This window comes from Metabacillus sp. KUDC1714 (assembly GCF_014217835.1).
In the GTDB taxonomy this organism is placed as follows: Bacteria; Bacillota; Bacilli; order Bacillales; family Bacillaceae; genus Metabacillus; species Metabacillus rhizosphaerae.
Map to the genome: position 1 here is coordinate 1,609,844 of NZ_CP055263.1, position 23,346 is coordinate 1,633,189.

At 36.6% G+C, this 23,346-nt stretch carries 25 protein-coding genes; 3 read left to right on the top strand and 22 right to left on the bottom strand.

The genetic code is table 11. The features are described 5' to 3' along the window. Positions 1 to 30 precede the first annotated feature (30 nt). The 10 genes from HUW50_RS07735 to HUW50_RS07780 form a co-directional block, all read right to left on the bottom strand. Positions 31 to 1,464: an aldehyde dehydrogenase family protein gene (locus HUW50_RS07735; RefSeq protein WP_066328746.1), complete on the bottom strand. Its 1,434-nt coding sequence runs from the start codon at positions 1,462 to 1,464 to the stop codon at positions 31 to 33. A gap of 34 nt (positions 1,465 to 1,498) precedes the next feature. Beyond that, positions 1,499 to 2,230, bottom strand: coding sequence for a GntR family transcriptional regulator (locus HUW50_RS07740; RefSeq protein ID WP_066328741.1), 732 nt, complete (start codon positions 2,228 to 2,230; stop codon positions 1,499 to 1,501). A gap of 67 nt (positions 2,231 to 2,297) precedes the next feature. Beyond that, positions 2,298 to 3,635: a sulfoquinovose isomerase gene (gene sftI, locus HUW50_RS07745; protein WP_066328737.1), complete on the bottom strand. Its 1,338-nt coding sequence runs from the start codon at positions 3,633 to 3,635 to the stop codon at positions 2,298 to 2,300. A 408-nt stretch (positions 3,636 to 4,043) separates the two neighbouring features. Beyond that, positions 4,044 to 4,763 carry a GntR family transcriptional regulator gene (locus HUW50_RS07750; protein ID WP_066328940.1) on the bottom strand — a complete coding sequence of 240 codons (720 nt, stop codon included), beginning with the start codon at positions 4,761 to 4,763 and terminating at the stop codon, positions 4,044 to 4,046. A gap of 426 nt (positions 4,764 to 5,189) precedes the next feature. Continuing rightward, positions 5,190 to 7,226 carry an alpha-glucosidase gene (locus HUW50_RS07755; RefSeq protein ID WP_185653809.1) on the bottom strand — a complete coding sequence of 679 codons (2,037 nt, stop codon included), beginning with the start codon at positions 7,224 to 7,226 and terminating at the stop codon, positions 5,190 to 5,192. 18 nt (positions 7,227 to 7,244) lie between these two features. Beyond that, on the bottom strand, positions 7,245 to 9,026 hold the full coding sequence (locus HUW50_RS07760) for a solute:sodium symporter family transporter (protein ID WP_066328734.1): 1,782 nt from the start codon (positions 9,024 to 9,026) through the stop codon (positions 7,245 to 7,247). A gap of 20 nt (positions 9,027 to 9,046) precedes the next feature. Then, entirely contained in the window at positions 9,047 to 9,718 is a 672-nt protein-coding gene (locus tag HUW50_RS07765) for a DUF4867 family protein (protein ID WP_066328732.1), read from the bottom strand. Positions 9,719 to 9,776: 58 nt separating this feature from the next. Next, positions 9,777 to 10,457, bottom strand: a complete 681-nt coding sequence (locus HUW50_RS07770; RefSeq protein ID WP_066328730.1) for a transaldolase family protein — start codon at positions 10,455 to 10,457, stop codon at positions 9,777 to 9,779. A gap of 487 nt (positions 10,458 to 10,944) precedes the next feature. Next, positions 10,945 to 11,292 (bottom strand): single-stranded DNA-binding protein, encoded by a 348-nt coding sequence (locus tag HUW50_RS07775; RefSeq protein WP_066328728.1) that lies wholly within the window; start codon positions 11,290 to 11,292, stop codon positions 10,945 to 10,947. Between the two features lie 173 nt (positions 11,293 to 11,465). Next, entirely contained in the window at positions 11,466 to 11,885 is a 420-nt protein-coding gene (locus tag HUW50_RS07780; protein ID WP_066328725.1) for a hypothetical protein, read from the bottom strand. Positions 11,886 to 12,136: 251 nt separating this feature from the next. On the opposite strand from HUW50_RS07780, the gene HUW50_RS07785 reads away from it, so the two are divergent. Together HUW50_RS07785 and HUW50_RS07790 are read left to right on the top strand one after the other, a co-directional pair. Continuing rightward, positions 12,137 to 12,547, top strand: coding sequence for a helix-turn-helix transcriptional regulator (locus HUW50_RS07785; RefSeq protein ID WP_066328722.1), 411 nt, complete (start codon positions 12,137 to 12,139; stop codon positions 12,545 to 12,547). Positions 12,548 to 12,638: 91 nt separating this feature from the next. After that, entirely contained in the window at positions 12,639 to 13,079 is a 441-nt protein-coding gene (locus HUW50_RS07790) for a YwpF family protein (protein WP_066328718.1), read from the top strand. A 90-nt stretch (positions 13,080 to 13,169) separates the two neighbouring features. Here HUW50_RS07790 and cotJC read toward each other — a convergent pair whose 3' ends face one another. From cotJC to HUW50_RS07850, 12 genes are all read right to left on the bottom strand, one after another. After that, positions 13,170 to 13,739, bottom strand: a complete 570-nt coding sequence (gene cotJC, locus HUW50_RS07795) for a spore coat protein CotJC (RefSeq protein WP_066328704.1) — start codon at positions 13,737 to 13,739, stop codon at positions 13,170 to 13,172. A 62-nt stretch (positions 13,740 to 13,801) separates the two neighbouring features. Beyond that, positions 13,802 to 14,062, bottom strand: a complete 261-nt coding sequence (locus HUW50_RS07800) for a spore coat protein CotJB (RefSeq protein ID WP_066328700.1) — start codon at positions 14,060 to 14,062, stop codon at positions 13,802 to 13,804. Positions 14,063 to 14,067: 5 nt separating this feature from the next. Beyond that, the gene (locus tag HUW50_RS07805; RefSeq protein WP_066328939.1) at positions 14,068 to 14,313 is read right to left on the bottom strand and encodes a spore coat associated protein CotJA; all 246 of its coding nucleotides are present in this window, start codon (positions 14,311 to 14,313) and stop codon (positions 14,068 to 14,070) included. A gap of 565 nt (positions 14,314 to 14,878) precedes the next feature. Next, positions 14,879 to 15,172: a hypothetical protein gene (locus HUW50_RS07810; RefSeq protein WP_066328697.1), complete on the bottom strand. Its 294-nt coding sequence runs from the start codon at positions 15,170 to 15,172 to the stop codon at positions 14,879 to 14,881. Positions 15,173 to 15,352: 180 nt separating this feature from the next. Further along, positions 15,353 to 15,793 (bottom strand): 3-hydroxyacyl-ACP dehydratase FabZ, encoded by a 441-nt coding sequence (gene fabZ, locus HUW50_RS07815; protein ID WP_066328692.1) that lies wholly within the window; start codon positions 15,791 to 15,793, stop codon positions 15,353 to 15,355. A 126-nt stretch (positions 15,794 to 15,919) separates the two neighbouring features. Beyond that, positions 15,920 to 16,207 (bottom strand): DNA-directed RNA polymerase subunit beta, encoded by a 288-nt coding sequence (locus HUW50_RS07820; protein WP_066328681.1) that lies wholly within the window; start codon positions 16,205 to 16,207, stop codon positions 15,920 to 15,922. A 12-nt stretch (positions 16,208 to 16,219) separates the two neighbouring features. Further along, the gene (locus HUW50_RS07825) at positions 16,220 to 17,050 is read right to left on the bottom strand and encodes a flagellar hook-basal body protein (RefSeq protein ID WP_185653810.1); all 831 of its coding nucleotides are present in this window, start codon (positions 17,048 to 17,050) and stop codon (positions 16,220 to 16,222) included. Positions 17,051 to 17,065: 15 nt separating this feature from the next. Beyond that, on the bottom strand, positions 17,066 to 17,875 hold the full coding sequence (locus HUW50_RS07830) for a flagellar hook-basal body protein (protein WP_066328675.1): 810 nt from the start codon (positions 17,873 to 17,875) through the stop codon (positions 17,066 to 17,068). A gap of 225 nt (positions 17,876 to 18,100) precedes the next feature. Further along, positions 18,101 to 19,102: a rod shape-determining protein gene (gene mreB, locus HUW50_RS07835; protein WP_066328673.1), complete on the bottom strand. Its 1,002-nt coding sequence runs from the start codon at positions 19,100 to 19,102 to the stop codon at positions 18,101 to 18,103. A 154-nt stretch (positions 19,103 to 19,256) separates the two neighbouring features. Further along, positions 19,257 to 19,532: a sporulation transcriptional regulator SpoIIID gene (gene spoIIID / locus HUW50_RS07840; protein ID WP_046588600.1), complete on the bottom strand. Its 276-nt coding sequence runs from the start codon at positions 19,530 to 19,532 to the stop codon at positions 19,257 to 19,259. A gap of 636 nt (positions 19,533 to 20,168) precedes the next feature. After that, on the bottom strand, positions 20,169 to 21,821 hold the full coding sequence (locus HUW50_RS07845; protein ID WP_066328668.1) for a sodium:solute symporter family protein: 1,653 nt from the start codon (positions 21,819 to 21,821) through the stop codon (positions 20,169 to 20,171). A 94-nt stretch (positions 21,822 to 21,915) separates the two neighbouring features. Continuing rightward, positions 21,916 to 22,218 (bottom strand): DUF4212 domain-containing protein, encoded by a 303-nt coding sequence (locus HUW50_RS07850; protein ID WP_066328661.1) that lies wholly within the window; start codon positions 22,216 to 22,218, stop codon positions 21,916 to 21,918. 786 nt (positions 22,219 to 23,004) lie between these two features. Between HUW50_RS07850 and HUW50_RS27500 the strand changes: the two genes are divergently transcribed. Beyond that, positions 23,005 to 23,310, top strand: a complete 306-nt coding sequence (locus tag HUW50_RS27500; RefSeq protein WP_185654047.1) for a VanZ family protein — start codon at positions 23,005 to 23,007, stop codon at positions 23,308 to 23,310. Positions 23,311 to 23,346 lie beyond the last annotated feature (36 nt).

Below are 23,346 nucleotides of genomic sequence, written 5' to 3' on the forward strand. Positions count from 1 at the left end.
CACCTTCATTCCTTTACTAATAAAATATGATTATAAATTTAATACGATAATACGCTCTTCCGTCATTTCCTCAATTGCGTACTTCGGTCCTTCCTTACCATTACCACTGTTTTTCACTCCACCATATGGCATGTGATCAACACGATATGCAGATGCGTCATTTACAATTAGTCCACCAACCTCAATTTCACGGGAAGCTTTCATTGCAAATTGTAAATCATTTGTGAAAAGACCAGCTTGTAAGCCATAATCTGAATCATTTACTTTGGCTATAACTTCATCTTTTTCTTTATAGGTAGCAACTGAAACAACTGGTCCAAATACTTCTTGGCGACACACTTTCATATCGTCATTTACATGTGTAAGAATAGTAGGTTCATATAGTGCACCATTACGCTTTCCGCCTAATGCAATTGTAGCACCTTGCTCAACTGCCTCATTTACCCAGCTTTCAACACGCTCAGCCTCACCGATACGAATCATAGGACCAATGTCAGTTGATTCATCAGACGGATCACCTACGACAAGTTTTTCAGTTTTTTGCTTTAATAAAGCAATAAATGAGGCAAAAATGTCTTCTTGAACGTAAACACGCTGGACAGATATACAAACCTGACCGGCATTATTGAAGCTTTTTTGTGCGATCAAAGATGCTGCCTGTTCTATATTTGCATCATTATGAACTATTGTTGCTGAGTTGTTTCCTAGTTCCAATGCCACTTTACGCAATCCTGCCTTCGAGCGAATATATTCACCAACCCGAGGACTTCCAGTAAACGTAAACATATTTACATCCTTGTTTTCTAACAGCCATTCACCGATTTTTGCACCGTCCCCTGTTAATACTTGAAGACGACCTTTTGGAAGACCTGCTTCTTCCATTAATTCCGCTAACATCAGCGCACAAATTGGTGTTACTTCTGCAGGCTTTAATACAACGCTGTTTCCAGCTGCTAAGGCAGGACCAATTTTATGGCAAACTAGGTTAACTGGTACATTAAATGGTGTGATAGCAGCAATCACTCCAACAGGTACACGAACTGTAAAAGCCATTCGATTTTCAGAACCTGGTGCTGCCTCTACTGGAATCCCTTCGCCATGAATACGTTTAGCTTCTTCAGCTGAAATTACTAATGTTTGAGCAGCACGCTCAATTTCCCCTCGAGACTCGCGAATTGGTTTCCCCACTTCTAAGGCAAGTACTTGAGCAAATTCCTCACAACGTTCGACTAATAGTTGCGCTGCTTTCATTAATACTTCATAGCGCGCATACGGTGAAAATGGAGCTTTTACTGCTTCTTTTGCACCTTGTACTGCAGCATCCACATGTTCCTTTTCTGCAACTGAAATATGAGCAGTTACCTCTTGATTATATTTATTTAATACCTCCATCATTTCTGCGGTTTGTTCCCATTTCCCATTTATATACAATCCATATTGTTTACCAGTCGTTAGTGTTGTCATAGTTCCCACTCCTTTATATTTTTTAAGCATTACCTTATCTGACCAATTCAATATTGTATTGATATTTATCACTACAGAATTTTGTCGTTGTAAATTCTATTAGCCTATTTTCTCTTCCAAAACTAAGTTTTTGCATTTCTAACAGCGCTTGACCACCTCGGATACCAAGCAAATCAGCCTCAAATAACGTGGCATTAATCGAAGTGATTTTCTCTAAGGCATGCGTCAAAATAATATGATTCTCTTCCAATATTTCATAATAGTTTGCGCCATTTAAATCCTGATCAATTAACAACTTTCCAATGTCATAAGGCCAACATGAGCGCTCTATTGCAATCGGTGTTTGATTAGCAAAACGCAGACGTTCAATGACAACGATTTCTTCTTCCATCGGCACCTTAAGTACTGACTTTTCATAGTTCAAATCTTTACTCGTTTTAACTAACAGCAATTTAGAGCTTGGGATAATCCCATTCTCTAAAGCTTCTTCAGCAAATCCCTTTAACTTACCTAAGGTCCCTACAAAAACTCTAGGCTTTACGATTGTCCCCTTCCCCTGTTTCTTCTCAAGGATTCCTTCTTGGACAAGGATAGAGACCGCTTGTCGTATTGTTGTTCGGCTCACATTAAACTCGACCATCAACTCATTTTCAGTCGGAATCATTGAATGAGGTGACCAAACTTTTTCCTGAATCCGTTTGATAATTGAGTCTTTAACCTGTATATAAAGTGAACTATTTTTAGTAGGCTCAAAACTACTCCCCACTTATTAAAAACTCCCTTCAACAATAAAAAATTCTAGTCATTAAGTGTGGAAGTAAAAACCATACTTCTTAGACAAAAACATTCGTTTCAATGTTAAGTAATCTGCCAAGTTCAATAAGCTGATTGGTTACGTCACCATACACTAAAGCAAAGTGTGGCTCATATCCAGAATTCATAAGGTCATACAGCGTACTTGTAACGTCTGTAGTTATTGCTACTTCAACAGAGGTTCCGCTAAAGGGTTGTTCCACATCAAGTGCATCGCCTTTCATGACAAGTAGTCGATATCCATCTGGCGTATGACTTACCCGGAAAATGGTCACTTCCCCAGCTTTTAAACCGAAATCCATTGCAAATCCCATCTTACGGTTTGGATGTAGACCAGCTGTTGCTCCTGTAGATGGATGAGCAAGAGAGTAGGCTCCAGCCCCACAATGCCAAAATACAACTGAGTTTTTTTCTTCATTTACATGGACCAAGTCTCCTAAATATGGAGCACTTCCTCCAGTTAACTCTCGTAAAATATACATAGAAATTGATCCGTGTATATCTGATTCACATGAAGAAACCATTCCATCCTCCGTAAACTGTGATAATACCGAACACGGTGCTGCCCCTAACTCGTTGAAAAAGTCCGGCCAACATCTCATAGCGATTGATTTAATCTCTTCTTCCTTAATCTGTTTTTTAACGTATGTTGAGAACTGTGCGAATCTCTTGACTGTCTCATCCTCTCGATTCAAGCCAATTACTTGTTCTTCTGCCCGATCAATTTCCCCAATCCATTCTGCTTCTGGAAGTTCTACACACTTTTTAAATGCCTCTTGAAGGTCCATCTTATGAAGTGTTATACCTAGGACTTCTTTAAGTTCACCTTCATTGGCATCTGAAAAGAAGAATCCAGGCGGATACTCCCCAACAACCCCAATTTTTAATTGATTCAAAGATTTATATACTTTCATGACACCGAATTTCTGAAGCAATTCCTTTTGCAACTTCTCTTCATCTGGATTTCCAAATACGAATGCAAATGGGTGACGATGATTACGCAGGACATTGCTTGTGCTATTGCCACCTGTCAACGAATTTAATCGTAAACGACCACCGACACTTGGTTCTCGAACTGACCAGACAATAACTGGTACCTTAAAATACTCTAGTGCCTTAACCATGAATTCGCCATCTGCAAATGTTACGCTTTGATACAAAACGGTGTCTACTTCAATGGATACTGATGCTAAAAATTGATCAAGTTCCTCTACAGAAGTAAGAATTTCATTCGGGGCTACAATCGTATGGCCACTTTCTTGAAGCCATTTCATGCTTTGATCACGATACATTTCTCCTGCTTCAAGATCAAATGTTTTTCTTCCAATTGGAAGATATAAGATTACTGTATTTGTCATGACGTTTTCTCCTCTACTCATTCTACCTACACTCACTAACTATTCATCATTACAAAAAAATATACATAGTTACCTTTAGGTGTAAAAAAATACATAATTGCAAATTCATTATCATTCTAGTTTTTTAAAAAATGCAAGTTGAAGTTCTAATCAGACTAGCTTGTTTAAACATACACTTCAAGCATAAAACGTAGTTACCTTTAATAATAAAGTAGGTATCTTTAATACTATAATATGAAACCGTCTACAATATTTCAAGTGTTTTCTTCAATTTTCTTAAAAACTCTTCATTTTATTAATCGTGTACCTTGTAGACCTACGCGAAACGTCATATACAACTATATCAATTAGAAAAGGACAATGATCTAAATCACTGTCCAATCGTTAGAATAATAGGTGTATTCTAATTTATCTAGTAAGTTCAATATTATAATGGTACTTATCACTACGAAACTTCATTGTAGAAAATTCAATTGGTTTATCATCCAGTCCAAAACTTAATCTTTCTCTTTCTAACATGGCTTCTCCACCACGTATTCCTAATAAATCCGCCTCAAATAATGTTGCATTAATAGCGGAGATCTTTTCTTGTGCACGTTTCAAAATGATGTCGTTATTTTCCAGGATTTCATAAAACTTTGCGCTATCTAAGTCCTGATCTTTAAATAGCTTTCCAATATGAGCAGGCCAGCATGTACGTTCAATCGCAATTGGTACATGGTCAGCAAATCGAATACGTTCAATTACTAAGACCTCCTCATCTTCCGGAATATTTAGCATGGATTTTTCATGATATAAATCATTTTTAAATTCGACTCGCAGTAGCTTAGAATTAGGAGTCAACCCTTTATCAGTTGCCTCTTCAGCAAAGCCCTTTAGTCTTCCATTCCCCGTAAGTAGTTGTGACTTTACAATCGTCCCTTTTCCTTGCCTTTTCTCTAATAGTCCATCTTGCACGAGGATAGAAATAGCCTGACGTAAAGTTGTACGACTTACATTAAATTCTTCCATTAATTCTTGTTCGGTAGGAATTAACGTATTAGGAGCCCATACCTTTTCTTGAATTCGTTTAACAAGAATATCTTTTACTTGAAGATATAAGGAAATATTCTTATGAGGATCAACCATACTTGCCAATTTTATTTCTCCCTTCGCTTTCTATTGCAATCTACTAACTTTCTTATTTAACAACACAATTTATATTGATGTTTCTACTCATAGACTTTTTTATCCAGCCCCTATTTCTTAACTTTCATCATAACTATTATAACATACATTACTATCTTTCCATGATTTCAAGCTTAAAACCAAATCGATCTTCCTCTATGCTGAATGAACAAAAGCGCAAGCGCCTTGATCAGCCTCAGGCAAATAAGATGATTTAGAATAGAAGGCGTTTTTTGCCTTCAATTCTAAATTAGCTAGACCCTAGAGGGGCTAGGCGCTGGAGCTGGATGTCGTGCGCTTATCCACAGTTCAAGAATTTTATAATTTCGTAAACGATTAAAAAAAGGCTGTTGAAAACTTCAACAACCCTCTAAAAAGTTATCTCGATTAGATGTCAGATAATTTTAAGAATAACTCTTTCCATTTAGACTCTTTACGATAAAATACAGGTGGATAACCTATTGGTGCTTCAACAGTTACATATCCTCCTTGGTATTCTCGCCCGCTCCATAGATGTACCCATGTATCTTCTGGCAAGTAAACCTCCCATTCACTCTGGTTTTCTTGATGTACAGGTGCTACTAATACATCCTCACCATATAAATATTGATATTTAAGGTCATATGCTATTTCGTCATTTTCATAATGCATAAACAGTGGACGTTGGACTGGAATGCCTCTTTCTGAATTCATTTTTACTAATGACTTTGTATAAGGAGCAAGAGTAACAAAGATATTCGTCATTCTTGCTAAATGGTCTAATGACTCCTGGTCATCATCGTACTGGAAACAATCGTCAGGACGATTTCCTTCATGTGTTCTCATCATGGGTGTGAAGGCTCCCATTTCCGACCATCTCATTAACAATTCTTTTGATCGTTTATTTCCATGTAAGCTTGTGTAACCTCCGATATCACTGTGATGCAAGCCACAGCCTATCATACCTGAAGAAAGTGCTGCAGGAATAACAGATGCTAAACCATCATCAAGTGACCAATCAACACTTTGGTCACCACCCCAAAGCATCGTACAATATTTCTGAACTCCTGTGTATCCAGCACGCATGAAGTAAACCACTTCGCCTAGTTTCTTAGCTTCAGATACAGCCTCGTAATTTATTTTCGCCCACAGAGTTGGCCATGCATTATGCATAATACGTGCATCTACACCATTCTTTAGAACAACGTCCGTTGGCAAGTATTCTCCAAAATCTGCCATCCAACCATCTATACCAAAGTCAATCATGTTCTCCTTAATCACTTGTTTATACCATTCACAAGCCTCTTCATTTGTAAAATCAACTACACCACAATAAAACTCGCCAAAATCGACTAAATAGATTTCACCTTTGTCATTTAGTGCCAAATAGCCCTCTTCTTCAGCAACTTTATACAAATGGCCTTCAATTGCTACATAAGGGTTGATATAGCTTAAAAAGCGAATCCCATTTTCTTTCCATTGTGGAATCTTTTTATCTAATTCAGGATACTCATTCTCGTTCCATTGCCAGTTCCACATTAAGCGCTTACCAAATGAAGTGATTCGTTTCCCTTGCCAATCTTGACACCATACTCCAGAAACCTTCATGCCTGCAGCAAGAGCTTTTTCTAACTTCTGCTCTACAACCTCAGTTCCGCCCTGAATCCCTAAAATGACACCATTATATACCCATTCCGGTAATTCTGGCTGTCTACCAAACAAATTTGAAATTTTTTCAACAAGCTCAATATACGTTTCTGCTGTTTCAAATACCAAAGATTTAGGTACTTCCCATACTTGCAATTCATGGAATTCTGGATGACGGAAATCAAAGTCTGCATATGCGGTTGTTTCAGTATGACAGTAATATTTTTGACTTGATACATATGTTGGCTGTGGGAAATTTGTATTGTAATAATCTCCACCTGCTTTGTCCTTCACATCAGCCTGCCAGGTAACATACGTATTTTTATTTCTCCCTACACCAGGTTCAGAAGTCCACAATGGAAAGTTTTTTCCACGTAGATTAAAATAGGATAGCTGTTCACCACATCCGTAAATTTTTTCATCTGGATTTGCTGCAATTCTTAACCAAAAGCGATTAATACTTGAATCCTTATTGATATATTCCATTTTCAAACGACCATTTTCAATTTTAATAGAGAGATTTAATAATACTTCTCCGCCATCAAAACTTGAAAAGTCAATTTCATATTCATTGTTATATTCCTTTATTTCAGCATATTTAAGTGGGATACGTTCGATTACATAATCCTTAATATCGAAATTCCCTCGGTACATATCAATTTTTTCCTCACCGCGACCAACAAATATGACTGGATAATCCTTTGTATGACGAAACAGGAGAACATGATTAAGAATTACCTCGAATCCTGATTCGATCTTATTTAAAACTAATTTTGATTCCTTTAGCGTATTTTGCATTGTTATCCTCCTAGTCCATCATGCTGAAAATTTTGATTTATCAACCTCAACCGGTGTAATTTGTTTTTTCACATAGTTACTATATTTTTTATTCCATTTCTTCACAGAAATATAAGCGAATATTGCTGTCACCGCAGCCAATGAAAGCAGAGCTGGCCAGAAATAAGGTGATACTATTGCTTCACTATAAGCTAAACCAATCGGTGAGAAAACAATATAGAAACTAAACATTAACCCAATTAAAATGATTGAAACACATAGAGCATATTTCCAAGGTTGCATATCTACCTTTGGCTTTGGAGTAAAATTCCACGCTTCTTTTCTAGGCGCAATTTTACCAATAATCAACATCATTGCTACTTCAGTGAAAAACAGAATTGCATAAATATGAATAAAGTTAATTTCTACTTTGAATCCAAATAAATGATTCGTTCCCCATACAAGCATGTAATACACAATGACATGGAAGACAATTGCTACTTTTGCAGCTATCGGCGGAACTCTCTTAGCAAAGATTCCAATTAATACAACAGCAATAACTGGAATATTAAAGAATCCGGTAAAACGACGAATTAATTCCCATAAACCATCTGGTGCATACATTAATAATGGTGACACACAGAAACTTATGATCGCTAATACAGCACCAAACCATTTACTTAAACTAAGCAGTTTTTCGTCAGATATGGATGGTTTTAATGGCTGTACAACATCTAAAGCAAACATTGTTGCAGCTGAATTAATCAATGCATTAAATGTACTAAATACCGCGCCCAGAAGTACGACTAAGAAAAAGCCTTGCAAATACCATGGTAATATATTTGCTACTAAAGTCGGAAATGCTAGATCGACAGGATTTAAATCTCCACCATATAAATGGAAAGCAATAATTCCAGGGATCATCATAAAGATTGGAACTAATAATTTAAAAAATCCCGTATACAAAACACCTTTTTGTCCTTCTGCTAGATTAGCAGCTCCAAGTGTCCGCTGAATAGCATATTGGTTCGTACCCCAATAAAACAGGTTAGCCCAAATCATTCCTGTAAAGATCGTAGCAAATGGTACTGAATCTGTACTTGAGCCAACAGCATTCAATTTCTCAGGGCTATTTGTTGAAATTGTTTTAAACCCTTCAACTACGCTTCCATCGCCTAATTGGAATAAGGCGATTGCTGGAATAAGTGTACAAACAACTAATAAACCAACTCCAATAAAAGTATCAGATACAGCAATCGCTTTCATTCCTCCGAATATCGCAAACACTGCACCAATAATACCTATTGTCCAAACCATTAACCAAATAGATTGTGTGTATGAAATACCAAACAATTCTGGCACATCAAACAATTTCATTACAGCTAAAGCACCAGAATATAATGTTGAAGGAATGGTAACTAGGACATAACCTAGCATAAATAATAGTACAGCTAATCTTCTAACACCTTCATCATAACGATCTCTCAAAAATTGAGGCAAAGTTGTAAACGCGCCTCCCAAGTAGCGTGGTAATAAGATTAATGTCATAATTACAATCGCAAAAATTGCCGTAACTTCCCAAGCCATATTGGTCATATTAGCACCATAGGATTGTCCATTTAAACCAATCATTTGTTCAGCAGATAAGTTCGTTAAAATAAGTGCCCCTGCAATAAAGCCACCTGATAAACCACGTCCTGCTAAAAAGTAACCTTCTGTTGTTGAATTTGAACCTTTAGTCTTCTTATATGTCCATATTCCCATTACTACCATAAAAAATAAACATGAAAGTAATGTAAATAATACATTTTGATCAGCCATTTAATAAACCCCCTTGCCTATTAATAGTAAACTTCTATATTTTCACCTTTAATACCGGGAAATGCCCCTTTATCAATAAGAACCTTACGTTCAGGGTGAGCAATTAACCACTTATTTTTCATAAACAACAGTTGATCTTCAGAGGTGATTTTTTCGAATTCCCCTTCCAAAGGTTGATTCGTTCCTTTAGGTAAAATGACAACTGTCTTAAACCCAATATCTGTAACCTTACAAGGTGCAAAATGAAGTGTTGTTCCATATAATTCGATCACAGTGCCCTCAGGAATATAGAAAGCGGATACATCTCTTGCATTATAACTGTTATTTTCGATATCTTGTACTCTACCTAATAATAGGACTAAGTCTGTAATAGCAATATTAATCTCGCTTCCCTTATGATATTCTAGACCATTTAATGTCGAATTTCTACCATTACAATAGCCAATTTGAATAGGCATATTCCCGTAAATACTAGCTTCAATTATTTCCATTAATCTTTTTTCCTCTAATTGGGAATCTGATGCTACATAAATGTTGCCATCTTGAGGAATCTCTGTTTTTTCCATCTGTACCATCAATTCCTCAAATTCATAGTTTTCTAGAATTTTTCCATAATCTCTGAACTGACTATCCTTTATATGATAAAAGTTTAAATGAGGATTTTTCTTTTTTACTAGTTCATAGTTTGACAAGGATGATTTCTCCTTTTTTATAAAGGGCCCTCATTCTTACAGGGCCCCTTACTAGTTTTTATTTTAAAACCGATTCTTCTTTTGCTGTATTGTCCCATGCATTACGGAAAATATTTAAACCATAATCGGTATATGCATGATCGAAACTATTTTTATACACATCGAATCCACAAGTTACAATATCTGCTCCTGCTTTAGCAGCATCAACAATTTGTTTCCCATTTCTTAATGCAGCAACAATAATCTCAGTTTCATAGCCGTATGTTTTATAAATGCTTGCAATATCTTGAATATATTGTCCTGTATCTTCTCCATGATTCTCTTTCCAACCAACAAAAGGAGAAACAAAAGTAGCTCCAATTCTAGCTGTTTGAATTGCTTGAGCCGGTGAAAATACTAAAGTAACATTTGTTGGAATTCCTTCCTTTTTCAATTCCTTAGCAGCAATTAAGCCTGATTCTGTACATGGAATTTTAATGACAAAATTTGATGAAAGAGATGCAATTTTTTTCCCTTCAGTCACCATCTCTTTTGCATCATTTAGATGAGGATTGATTTCAACAGAAACTGGGAAGTTTTCAACACCTCTAAATTCACTAGCTAATTCATCTACAACAGTTAAGAATGGTTTCCCACTATTCATAATGTGCTTAGGATTTGTTGTTAACCCATCAATTGCCCAATTTTCATAGGCGTAACGAATTTCACTAATAATTGCACTATCTAAAAAATATTTCATAAATAATACATCTCCTTTAAATTTATCGTTATGTTTTCTTTTTCATTGTAACGTAGTGACCTTTAAATAAAAGTTACTACCTTTAGTAATATAATATGAAAACGAATTCAAAATTTCAAGTCTTTTTTATAAATATTTTCATCGAAGTGAAATTGTTAATTTTCTCATAGCGACCAGAGTTATGTACCTATTCTTAATTCTTTCATTTTTAATTTAATGAATATGTAGAAAAAAGTCGAAATTTGTCTAATAGTCGATAAATGTGAATAATCGAAGATAAATGGTCTGTTTTCGAAGATAAATTCGGTAAATCGAAGATAAATTGTTCATAATCGTTGATAAATCCGTTGAAATGGCAGTAGGGAAAAATCATGTCTCATCCATAAAAAATCGGCTGATTACTCTGGTTGATATGAGCAACCAGCCTTTAGATTTGAGGAGTTAAGGGGATACCATTGATTTTTTCTTATGCAGAAAAAGATGAATTTTAACTTTCTTGTTCAACTAGTTCACGTGGTTTTCCACTCATAAAGCGAACGGAATCAGCAACAACTTCAGTAACATAAACTCGAGTTCGTTCTGCATTTTCATAGCTTCTCGTCTGAATTCTTCCTGTTACGCCTACAATTGAACCTTTTCGACAGTAATTTGCTGTATTTTCTGCTGTTCGTCTCCAAACAGAGCAATTCACGAAATCTGTATCAATTTCTCCAGCAGCATTGCGAAATTGTCGACTTACAGCAAGGGTGATGTTTGCAACTGGAGCTCCATCTGCTGTATAGCGAATTTCCGGGTCTTTCGTCAGTCTGCCTACTAATATGACTTGGTTGATCACTTCGTTCCTCCTTTCATTTCATGTACAAATGTATTGTAGTAGATTTTAAATGATTGGAAAAACAAGTGAAAATTTGTTTTGGATGCCAACTAATTGACGAAAAGATCTTTCTCCTAAGCAGTTTTTGAATTTTTATTAAGAATTGTTTATTGTTTCAGCAAATTCAGCAATTTTCAACCTTTTTGTATATCATTTAATGGCTGAAGAGAATTCACAATGTAAGATAAATGATTATCATTAGAGAAGCTTATACTTTGTAGAATTGCTTGAAAGGAAAGAGAATGGATAATCTCGTTTTCAAGGGGTGCTTCTATGTAGTGTTGATCTGTCTCATTCCAAGTATAGTATTGAATTGATAGATTTCTCTGGTTTAATTGGAAGACAATGCGTAATAGGTTATTGTGATCTGGTGTTTCATATTGGATCTCAACGATTCCATGTAAGGGGACATGGAAATGATGATATTTTGATTTATTTTGGTTATAATCTCCTATTCTTAAAATGACCAAATCTTGTGTAGTTGTCTCCTTTACTTGTAAAGAATCGGTTTTTTTCTGTTTTAAATAAAGACTCTTTAGTTTAAATTCAACCATTCTATGACCTCTTTTCGATTAATTTACATTGTAAGTATATGTCATTGTTAAAAATTTCTAAATTTACCCAAGAGTGATATGAAGTGAAATTTGACGAATTTTAAGAGAAATTTAACATTCATCTCGTTCTTTCTTCATATTTTTCCATTATTCTCTAAATAGGTCTAAATATCTATTTTCGTTCGATTTTTGAACGATTCTAAATATGTTCACAATCAAAACATTAGAAATAAGAGAGGGTGGATTGATTTATGAAAGAGCTGAAGAAATTCAAGATGAATATGAAATTTTATCGTGAACGCAAGGGGTGGTCACAAGAGCAGTTAGCGGACAAAATCAATGTATCTCGGCCCGTAATAACACGCCTTGAAACAGGAGAACAAGAGCCTGCTTTATCTTACTTACTTCTTTTAAGTAAGACATTCTCTGTTAGCATTGATCATCTTATTGGCAGAGACCAAGTAACAGATGATTTACTTTACGAGGTTTATGGTGACTACGGTAATGAACATTCGTTTTCACAAATTATCGATTACTTAATTAAACAGCCAAAAATGTCCACAGGTTTGCAGCAACTTTTATATGCAAAACCAAGGGAGAGGAAGTTAATTGAAGATATACTTATTACCGTAATTGAAAAGTCGACGAAAAGGTTAGAGTAACTAGCACAATCTCGAACCATTTTTCATTGAAGTTTTGTATCATCCTTCATATGGTATAATAAAGAAAAATGAGCTGACGAGGGTGATAATAATGAAGACGTTCAAGCTTGTAGGCTTAAAAATTGAAGAAGAGGCTTTGAAAGAGAAAACAATCAAAGAGATTCCGCTCGAGGATGGATTAGTCCTTAACAGGGAAGATGGCGAAAACTCTTGGTTAATTGAAGCATTAATTTCTAAGGATCTACAACCTTTTTTTGAAAAATTGTTTGACGCCCAGACTAAAATAAGGGCTTTTGTTACAATTTCTAAAAAAAGCAATGCACCCGCTCAAATCGTTGCAAAGGTTAGAACATTAACACCACTTGATCAACACTTATCAATTTTATTAGATGGTCGATTACTGACATCAAAACCTATTCATGATCCAGAGGTGCTACTCCGTTCCTTGATGGGACAAGGTTTATCAGGGGATAGTTTAATTGAGGCTTTTTCAGGAAATGTTCATCAGCGTAAGGAAACGACTAAGTTATAACTTCTTCTTATAGGCTGCACTATGATTGTTGTGCAGCCTTTTTTCTCTATAAAAAAACTCGGAACGCTGCCTTCGCTCCGAGTTTTTCCATTAAAATATCTTTTTCTTATCACGTTCATCTTTTAATATTTCCACAGCTTCTCTAAATCGTTGGGAGTGAATAATTTCACGTTCTCTTAAAAAGGCAAGGCTATCATTTAGATCAGTGTCATCTGAGATATCGATAATCCATTGATATGTAGCTCTCGCCTTTTCTTCTGCCGCAATATCCTCATATAGGTCAGCAATTGGATCTCCTTTTGCTTGAATATAGGTTGCCGTAAATGGTACACCATCAGCATTGTGATAAAACAAAGCAGAGTCATGGTTAACATAGTGAGAAGCGAGACCTGCTGCTTTTAATTGCTCTGGTGTTGCATCCTTTGTTAGCTTATAGACCATCGTTGCGATCATTTCTAAATGGGCGAATTCCTCTGTGCCAATATCATTTAATAAGCCGATAACTTTACTTGGAATTGTATATCGTTGGTTTAAATAACGTAACGCTGCTGCTAATTCACCATCTGCACCACCATATTGCTCAATTAAATACTTTGCAAGAGTTGGATTACACGTACTCACCTTTACAGGGTATTGGAGCTTTTTTTCGTATACCCACATGTTCATCTACTCCCTTCTTATGAAAAGGATCGGAACATCGCCGATCCTTGATTTGTCTTTCCTTACACTTGCCATGGCCATGGAGCAGTTCCCCAGCTCCAATTTGCATCTGCAAAACTTCCACCAAATTGCTGAAGCATCCCGAACTTCGCCTCAAACGATTGCTTAAGCTGCTTACTTTGTAAAGCGAACTGATTGAATTGTTGAAGTGCTTGAACATCATGTGGATGTGTATCAAGATAAAGTGTAAGCTCAACAAGGACAAAATCTACTGCTTGAATCTCTTCAAGTAGCTGGTAATATTCATCAGGTAATTGCTGCACACTTCCTACCCCCTTTTTCCCTCATAAGGATTCTCATATGGATCATACAATGCTGGCCAAAGAGTCCCCTTTCTCAACGCAACCTTAGGCGGAAACTGCTGAAGGTTTGGTGGCTGAAACCCCATATATAGTTGTGGTGGTGTTGAATAAAACTTCAATCCGATTGGTCGACAAGGATCAAATCGACTATGAAACGGTCTATAGGCTTTCATTGGGGTGAATGCTGCTTGTTGCACATGAGGATCATTCATATCTTTCACCTTTATCACACCTCTTTGTTATGTGGCAAAGTGGTTATCAGTACACTTGTGGTAAGTTTACCCATCCACTTTAGACCACTATTTTTCATACAGTAGCTATTTATGAGTTTTTAAGTACTCTACCACCATCATATTCATAGCAGAATCATACTTATGAGTGTTTTATTGAAAAAGTTGAAATTTATTTAATTTGGTAAACTTATTGGGGTTATAGATTGGGGGTGTTTTACATTTTTTTGATGTTTGATGGGTGGTGAGGGTGCAAATTGCTTATTTTGATTATATCTAGCATGTTTTTCCTGCTTATGATTGATTAATTGATGCGGATTGAACCACTTTTTTACTTAATTGAACCATCTTTCTGATTTATTAAACCATCTTTCTCTGGCATTGAACCATTTACGCATTTTATTGAACAATACCTATTTTCAACCTCTCATGACAGTGTGGATTGAACCAAATCGCTTCACCTTTCTCTATTAATGATCGAATTATTCCCAGGTTCAATCCACAAAAAAGGGCCAACCAAGAGAGAGTTAGCCCTTTCACCAGACATTTATTCTTTTGCATTCTCGCCTTCAGTTTTACCTTCTTCTGTTGTTTCTTCTCCTGTGTTACCTTCCTCAGTGCCTTCTTCTTCCATTAGTTCACCGTTTCCATTATCTTCTCCGGTACCTTGCGGGTCCATGTTTTCATCCAGATTTTCGTCTACTGGAGATTCACCGTTTTCGTCAGGTAGTTGTTCGTTCGTATCTTCTGGTGGTGCAGGGTCTTGGTCATCAGCACAACCAGTTACGATGATTGCTGCAAGAAGTGGACCTGATAAGGCCATAAGCCATTTTTTAGTCATTATAATTGCTCCTTTCACTATTATTTTTTTGGGCAGGTACTTTTTTATGTTTCCCAGATTTAATAATTTCATTCTTTACAGGGTAACGATATTATCTATATAGACATGCCGCCTTTCGATGAAACCTCTTGAATTAAAAAAGAGACAAACGACCTAGTTGTGGTCAATTTGTCTCTTTGCTTATTCTTCTTCTTTTTTCTCACCAAGTGCAAACATGATTTCCGCTTCACATACGATTTCGCCATCAACTGTAGCTGTTGCTTTTCCTTTTCCAAGTGCTCCTCTTGAGCGGATGATTTCGACTTCAAGACGTAATTGGTCACCTGGCTTAACTTGTTTTTTGAAGCGGCAATTGTCGATACCTGTAAAAAATGCTAACCTACCGCGGTTTTCCTCTTTTTTAAGCATTGCGACTGCACCTACTTGTGCAAGTGCTTCAACAATTAATACTCCAGGCATAACCGGATAATCTGGGAAGTGACCATTAAAAAATTCTTCGTTTGCTGTTACATTTTTAATACCTACCGCATGTTTTCCTTCTTCAACCTCTAAAACGCGATCAACTAATAAAAACGGGTAACGGTGTGGGATAATTTCTTTAATTTGTTGGATATCTAACATTGTATGTACTCCTTAACTATTTTTTGGGAAATACCCTCTCAGCCTCAGGGCTAACCTAGGTTTCTTTTATGTATACGACAAAAGGAAGGTATTCACCTCCCCTATATGCAAAGTATAATCTTCTGTTTATTCTTTTTCAACCAAATCAATAATATGCTGCCATGTTGACTCTTCAAGTGCATCTGCAGGATTACCGTTGCCAATAATACCATAGCCTACAATTAGTCCAACAAGGGTACTAAGCACCATGAAAATTAGCACGAGCAAAACCCTCACCCATATCGGTATTAATCTGATACGGATACGGATTCGATTTTTATCATTTTGTTCGTTTGTGTTTTGTTCCTTCTTGGCTTTTTTTGCTTTTTTTACTTCTTCTCGGCTAGCTACTTTTGCCACGTCTTTTGCAACCAATAGTCTAAACTCCTATCTTACACCATTTATTAATCCCAACATTTGGTCACCCATTGTGATGGATTTTGCATTCATCTGATAGGAACGTTGTGAGATCATTAAATCGGTCATTTCCTTTGATAAGTCTACATTTGACATTTCAAGTGCACCTTGCTGCATTGATACTTCGTTTCGAAGCTCTCCATCTAAAAAGGTAAGCACATCACCTAGTTGATTATTGCCTAAGTCCTTTAAGCTATAGCGATTATTCCCATTTTGAACAAGCATTTGTGGGCGTTCAAATTCTACAACACCTATACCGAAAATCTGTGGAAGTTCCTCATCATTTCTCGGAACCGCTGTAATTGTCCCATCCTTTGAAATCACGAGTTCCTTAAAATTATCTTCAAACATAATTGGGTTTTGATTTTCATCAAGTACTTGATTTCCTTCAGCTGTCGCTAGCATTAAACGATTCGTACCATCTGTTGTTGGTGATAGGTAAAGTGCACCATCTCTAGTATACTGAATTTCTCCATTAACTTCGATTTGAAAGAACTGATTTGGTACAGTTAGCGCTATATCTAATGCTCTCCCGGTTTGTTTCAGACTTCCTTGGGTAAAGACAAGACTGCTCCCGAGCTTTGCACCTGTTCCCTGACTAATCCCTAATTCGCCATTAGTGTTTGTTTCTTCTGTCTCTTTTGTTTGATTATCATATTGCTGACGAACGAGTTCAGAAAATGATGTTTCAGTTCGTTTATAGCTTTGGGTATCGATATTAGCTAAATTGTGGCCAATGGTATCAAGCTGCTTTTGTAGCTGGCCCATTGTATTAGTCGCTGTAATCATTGAGCGTAACATAATATGTTCCCCCTATTATCTTAAGCGGCCAATTTCGTTCACGGCCTTATCCATACTTTTATCATATGCTTGTAGTACCTTTTGATTTGCTTCAAATGAACGATAAGCTGTCATCATATCTGTATAGGTTCGTCCAACATCAACCGTAGAATTTTCTAAGTGATTTTGCTTTAAGCTATATGTTATTGCCCCATTGTTGATCGCTGTAGGTAATGCCTGTTCATCAACTGTTCGAAATAATCCATTGCCTTCTTTTACTAAGTTACGGACATCATCTTCAAAGCGTACATCAATTTGTGCTACGAACTCGTCATCAGCATCAAATATATCGCCATCAGCCGTTATTTGATAGTTGCTTGATTGAATCGATATCGGCTGACCAGTTGTTGATAAAACCTGGTTACCATCAGAAAGTAATGTTCCATTTTCATCAAGTGTGAAATGTCCATTTTTCGTGTAGCGCTCTTCACCTGCTTGATTTTCTACTGCAAAAAGCAGTGTACCTTTTACATTTGTATCTTGGTTAAATGGTACATTTTGTTCGATAAGGGCTAGATCACTCTTTAACCCAGTTTCACGTAGCTCACCTTGAATGTTTTGACTGTTGAGTTCTTGTAAATAAACCCCTGTATTTAATGTCCCGACTGTTGCTGGAACAGAATTATTGTCCATTCTTTTTAAAAGCATCTCTGGAAATGCACGAATTGAAGATTGATCTGCTTTGTAGCCAGGTGTGTTGGAGTTTGCCATATTATTAGAAAGCATCTCCGTACGCTTTTGTTGTGTGAGCATACCTGCAGTTGCCGTATATAAACCTCTTAACATGTTTAACATCCACCTCAGTTTTAAAATTCCGCACAATCTGAATTCTTTCGACAGAATTCCCTATAATTAATTATAAAGGAGAACGACTGTTTTCTCATTACATTTTTTTAGGAAATGTATGCTATATTTTTGGGGAAATTATGAAAAGATTTAGGATGAAGGAACCATTTTTCTTTTTTCTATAACAAAAGAGTCTGAAAATCAGACTCTTCATCGTAATATTTATTAAACTAGTTTTTTGCGCGGAAGACGATCCATATTATCTAGCATAATTCCTGTACCAATTGCAACACAATCCATTGGTGCTTCTGCAACTAGAACTGGTACCTTTAGCTCTTCAGCTAGTAGCTGGTCTAAACCATTTAATAGGGCTCCACCACCGGTTAAAATAACACCGCGATCAATGATGTCTGCAGAAAGCTCTGGTGGAGTACGCTCTAGGACGCTTTTAGCTGCTTGTACAATAACAGCAACTGATTCGCGAAGTGCTTCATGAACTTCTTTGGAATTCACTGTAATTGTTCGAGGTAGACCTGTTACCATATCACGGCCACGTATGCTTATTTCTTCATTACGTCCGCCTGGGAATACTGTTGCAACATTTACTTTAATGTCTTCAGCCGTACGTTCACCAATTAATAGCTTGTACTCACGTTTAATGTAATTTAAAATTTCGAGGTCAAACTTGTCCCCTGCCATTTTAATTGAAGAGGCGGTGACAATATCGCCCATTGATAAAACAGCGACATCTGTAGTTCCACCGCCAATATCAACTACCATATTTCCATATGGTTGGAAGATGTCCATACCAGCACCAATTGCTGCTACTTTTGGTTCTTCCTCAAGATAAACATTTTTTCCACCGCTCTTTTCAGCTGCTTCTCTAATTGCCTTTTGTTCAACTGATGTAATATTCGTTGGGCAACAAATCAGCATGCGCGGTTTTGAAAGTAATCCTTTTACATTTAGCTTATTAATAAAGTGTTTTAACATCGCTTCTGTTACTTCAAAATCTGCAATTACACCATCTTTTAAAGGACGAATTGCAACAATATTCCCAGGAGTACGTCCTACCATACGTCTCGCTTCTTCACCAACAGCAAGAACCTTCCCTGAATTCTTGTCTAACGCAACAACCGATGGCTCATTTAGCACAATGCCTTTACCTTTAACATGTATCAATACATTTGCTGTACCAAGATCTATACCAATATCCCTCGCAAACATTCTATCTATATCCTCCTTGCAAATCTGCATTCCTCTAATTACTAACCTAATTAAGTATTGTATCATAAAATCATAAAAATAGTATGATTTTGTAAAATAAATTAACTAGTTTATGTAGGAATTTGTCGATTTATAGAGAATTAGATAGAAATTTTTATTTTACTGGTTGTTCTTCTAAAATCTCGTCCTTTTTGTACTTAAGCTTAGTTGCTTCACCACCTCGAAGATGTCTTATTGATTTATGGTAATCAAGAATTTCCTTTACCTCATTCGCAAGATCAGGATTTATTTCAGGTAGCCTTTCCGTTAAATCTTTATGGACGGTACTTTTGGAAACTCCAAATTCCTTCGCAATCACGCGAACTGTTTTCTTTGTCTCCACGATATACTTCCCAATCTTGATTGTGCGTTCTTTGATGTAATCGTGCACACCACTCGACCTCCCTAATATGGATGTGAGAAGTGTGAAATGAGACTCGCATACCAAGACACTGTGGCTGACTTTCTCTTAGATGAATGTATGATGCCTCTTTTACTGCGATTAGAATGTACACTCACGATCCCTCACCTCAAACACTCTCTTTGATAGGTTTGTAACATTTTATTAGCTTGGGTCAGAGATTATGCAAGAAAAGTCAAGAGGGACAAGGGTTTATTTGATTTTTTTTGAATTTCATTACATTTTGGTGTGATTTTATTGGTTTTTGGAGGGTAAATAAATAGGAATTATTTTTTGCGGGATAGTTTTTGAATTTTTATTTAACTCCTTACGTTGGATTATTTCCCGAGAAATTTGTCGATGGATGGTGGGGCTTCTGAGGCTAACTTTATCAATATTTTTTAATTATAATACATGACATGCTATTTACTCCTCATGGTATGTAGTTTGTTTTTATATTCATAATACAAATACCATATTCGTCCAGTGAAACAAACCAATATAACAATTTGTAAAGAAAAATGAATCTATTGAATTAGTAGAGTTCACGGCCATCTTACCCATTTCTATTCCAAACAAAAACAAACCACAAAGCATTAAAACAACTTTGTGGTTTGTTTATCATTGCTATTTATCCATCCACACTTCTCCATCCTTATACGTCATTTGCTCAGGATAACGTAAATTCAGAACTTCTTCCTGTGTTTCAATTGAAGGAGCTTTTGTAGCAAGTGAGACGATAATATTGGTTAAGATTGCTGCTGTTGCACCAAACACACCTGCACCTGTGTCAATAATGCCGGCGATCGTGAAACCGCCGTATTTTGAGGCAAAGATGTAAATGAGTGTTACCGCTAAACCGACTAGCATTCCAGAGATGACGCCTTGAGTGTTTGATCGCTTCCACCATACTCCAATGAGAAGAGCTGGGAAGAACGTGCCAGATGCTAAGGCAAAGGCCCATGCAACGATCTGTGTAATTGCACCTGGTGGGTTTAGAGCGATTAATCCCGCGAACAAGGTTGCTATAACAATCGACCAACGAGCGACAGCTAAACGATTTTTTTCGCTTGCATTTGGCTTCAATACACGATAGTAAATGTCATGGGCAAAGGAAGACGAAATGGCAATCATTAAGCCACCTGCTGTTGATAGGGCTGCAGCCATTGCTCCTGCAGCAACTAAGCCAATTACGAACATACCGAGGTTTGCAATCTCAGGTGTTGCCATAACGACAATATCATTTGAGATGATCAGCTCACTCCATTGGAGGATACCATCGCCATTTCCATCAGCAATTTGTAGTTTGCCTGTATTTACCCAAGATTCGGTCCATGCGGGTAATTCGGAAAGCTTTTTACCCGCTACATTTGTCATTAAAATAAAGCGAGAAAACGCAGCATAGGCAGGTGCTGATAAATATAATAGTCCGATGAAGAGAAGTGCCCATGCACCAGACCATCTTGCAGCTTTCATCGTTGAAACGGTATAAAAACGGACAATAACATGAGGGAGTCCTGCTGTTCCTGCCATTAATGTAAACATTAGCGCTAGGAACTGCCACTTCGTACCATTTGTAAAGGGAGCAAAATATTCTGAGATACCTAGCTGTCGATCTAGTTCACCCATTTCTTCTACAATTTTACCGTAGGATAGCCAAGGGGCTGGGTTGCTCGTAATTTGAAGTGACATAAAAATAACAGGAATTAGATATGCAATGATTAAAATTAAGTACTGAGCAACCTGTGTCCAGGTAATCCCCTTCATTCCACCGAAGGCCGCGTAAAATGCGATTAAAACAACGCCAATCATCGTGCCAATTTTTGCATCAATTTCAAAAAGACGCCCGATAACAACTCCTGATCCAGATAATTGCCCAATTGAATAGGTGAAACTAATGATAATTGTACAAATCGCTGCAATGACACGTGCTGCATGGCTATTATAGCGATCCCCAATAAATTCAGGTACAGTGTAGCGACCATATTTCCTTAGCTGAGGCGCTAATAGAAAGGTAAGGAGTAAATATCCACCAGTCCAGCCCATAATATAAGCAAGTCCATCAAACCCTAGCAACATAATCGTTCCAGCCATACCGATAAAGGATGCTGCACTCATCCAGTCAGCACCAATCGCCATTCCATTAAAAATAGGTGGCACACCACGCCCTGCTACATAAAAATCTGAAGTTTCTTTAGCAGTATTATAAATTGCAATACCAATATATAAAGCAAATGTTAACAGAATGATAGTTAAAGAAACGATAAATTGTGTGTCCAATCAAGATCCCCCTTATTGTCACAAGTATTCTTTGACTCATCAGTAAGTAATTATATCAACCCATTGTTGCTCTATATAAACCCCTTGTCCATCTTTAATGATCTAACGTTTTACCAGCACTTAACTGCTCATTTTTACTTTCATCAATTCCGTATTTCCGATCAATTGAATCACTGACTTTTGCATTAACAAATAATAATAGAATAAAAACAACGACAGCACCTTGTGCTCCCATAAAATAATGAAAAGGAAAGCCATTAATACTAAATTTACTAAAAAACTCAGCAAATAAAACAACACCAAAAGAGGATAGAAACCCAATAATTAAATAAATGACAATATTTCGTGTGCGCTCTTTAAAGTATGCATCTGCCACTTTCTTATCAATTTTCTTCATTAAGCCACCTCCGAGTGATTTCCTGAAAAATAAGGTAAAGTAAAGACATTCTTCGGTTACGGATTGCTGCTAGTTAAGATAAGCTAAAAATAAATTTAACGGTTTCAAAAAATGGTGCTGGGACAAGTGCTATTTGTACAATGAAGTAGAGTAGTAGTGATAAGATAGGTATTAGTAAAAATTGAGGTTTTCGTTTGCGTAAGCCCATTACTAGGCTAAATCCCGTTATTAATAACATAATCAATAAAATCGTCAATGGTTCTAACCCTCCTTTTGTAAGCGTTAACATTATTATTCGATAAAGTGAGACTTCCATCGGTGGGGGTTTTCTTCATCCCCCACCGATGGTTAGCGAAACTTATCGGATCTTTACGGGCAGTTATCTCCCACTTATCTTCTTTGTTTCTCTCGAATCTTGAAGTGGAAGTCTTACTGCCCGTTAAGAATGGGATAAAAAGAACCTCCTCCTATTATCTTGTACTAAATATTCGATCAGTTTTATTATGAGACCCATATATCAATCGGTCAACAGAAGTTGGCTAAAAAAGGATATTTGTCATATGGTTTTTTCTCGACATGGTTCGAGGATAACGCTTTAAACAAAGTATATTTTGGAATCTCATAGCAAGTTTGCTAGATTTTTGATACTTTTTATTAAGGAGGTTAACATGAAAAGCTATAAGCGTTTCTTTTTACTAATTTGCTTTCTATTATATGTGTGTGTACTCTTTTATTTATTATTTTTCTCTTCATATAGACAATCTGTAGAGGGACTGCTCACATAATATTAGGCCTTTTCAAACAATACTAGGCTATTTTTCTAATTTCGATGGACTATCAATTACGGATCAATTTGTAGGGAATGTCCTGGCATTTGTTCCATTTGGTTTCCTTTTACCGTTTTTCATTCCTAGGTTAGGATCTTTTATCCGTATGGTAGGGTGTACTATTGCCTTTTCTTTTTCAGTCGAAATCGCTCAGCTGATATTCCGTGTGGGGGCGTTTGATGTAGATGATTTACTATTGAATACATTCGGCGGGGTCATTGGTTTTTTATTATCGAAGGTTTTTAACAAAAAAAATCGAGGCTGATCTCATTTACTTTTGAGTTCAACCTCGTATCGGATT

Excerpts from the sequence above, each read along its gene's own strand:
- HUW50_RS07735 (WP_066328746.1), bottom strand. The coding sequence starts at position 1,464 with ATGACAACACTAACGACTGGTAAACAATATGGATTGTATATAAATGGG.
- sftI (WP_066328737.1), bottom strand. The coding sequence starts at position 3,635 with ATGACAAATACAGTAATCTTATATCTTCCAATTGGAAGAAAAACATTT.
- HUW50_RS07750 (WP_066328940.1), bottom strand. The coding sequence starts at position 4,763 with ATGGTTGATCCTCATAAGAATATTTCCTTATATCTTCAAGTAAAAGAT.
- HUW50_RS07755 (WP_185653809.1), bottom strand. The coding sequence starts at position 7,226 with ATGCAAAATACGCTAAAGGAATCAAAATTAGTTTTAAATAAGATCGAA.
- HUW50_RS07760 (WP_066328734.1), bottom strand. The coding sequence starts at position 9,026 with ATGGCTGATCAAAATGTATTATTTACATTACTTTCATGTTTATTTTTT.
- HUW50_RS07770 (WP_066328730.1), bottom strand. The coding sequence starts at position 10,457 with ATGAAATATTTTTTAGATAGTGCAATTATTAGTGAAATTCGTTACGCC.
- HUW50_RS07780 (WP_066328725.1), bottom strand. The coding sequence starts at position 11,885 with ATGGTTGAATTTAAACTAAAGAGTCTTTATTTAAAACAGAAAAAAACC.
- HUW50_RS07785 (WP_066328722.1), top strand. The coding sequence starts at position 12,137 with ATGAAAGAGCTGAAGAAATTCAAGATGAATATGAAATTTTATCGTGAA.
- HUW50_RS07790 (WP_066328718.1), top strand. The coding sequence starts at position 12,639 with ATGAAGACGTTCAAGCTTGTAGGCTTAAAAATTGAAGAAGAGGCTTTG.
- cotJC (WP_066328704.1), bottom strand. The coding sequence starts at position 13,739 with ATGTGGGTATACGAAAAAAAGCTCCAATACCCTGTAAAGGTGAGTACG.
- HUW50_RS07805 (WP_066328939.1), bottom strand. The coding sequence starts at position 14,313 with ATGAATGATCCTCATGTGCAACAAGCAGCATTCACCCCAATGAAAGCC.
- HUW50_RS07810 (WP_066328697.1), bottom strand. The coding sequence starts at position 15,172 with ATGACTAAAAAATGGCTTATGGCCTTATCAGGTCCACTTCTTGCAGCA.
- fabZ (WP_066328692.1), bottom strand. The coding sequence starts at position 15,793 with ATGTTAGATATCCAACAAATTAAAGAAATTATCCCACACCGTTACCCG.
- HUW50_RS07825 (WP_185653810.1), bottom strand. The coding sequence starts at position 17,050 with ATGTTACGCTCAATGATTACAGCGACTAATACAATGGGCCAGCTACAA.
- HUW50_RS07830 (WP_066328675.1), bottom strand. The coding sequence starts at position 17,875 with ATGTTAAGAGGTTTATATACGGCAACTGCAGGTATGCTCACACAACAA.
- mreB (WP_066328673.1), bottom strand. The coding sequence starts at position 19,102 with ATGTTTGCGAGGGATATTGGTATAGATCTTGGTACAGCAAATGTATTG.
- HUW50_RS07850 (WP_066328661.1), bottom strand. The coding sequence starts at position 22,218 with ATGAAGAAAATTGATAAGAAAGTGGCAGATGCATACTTTAAAGAGCGC.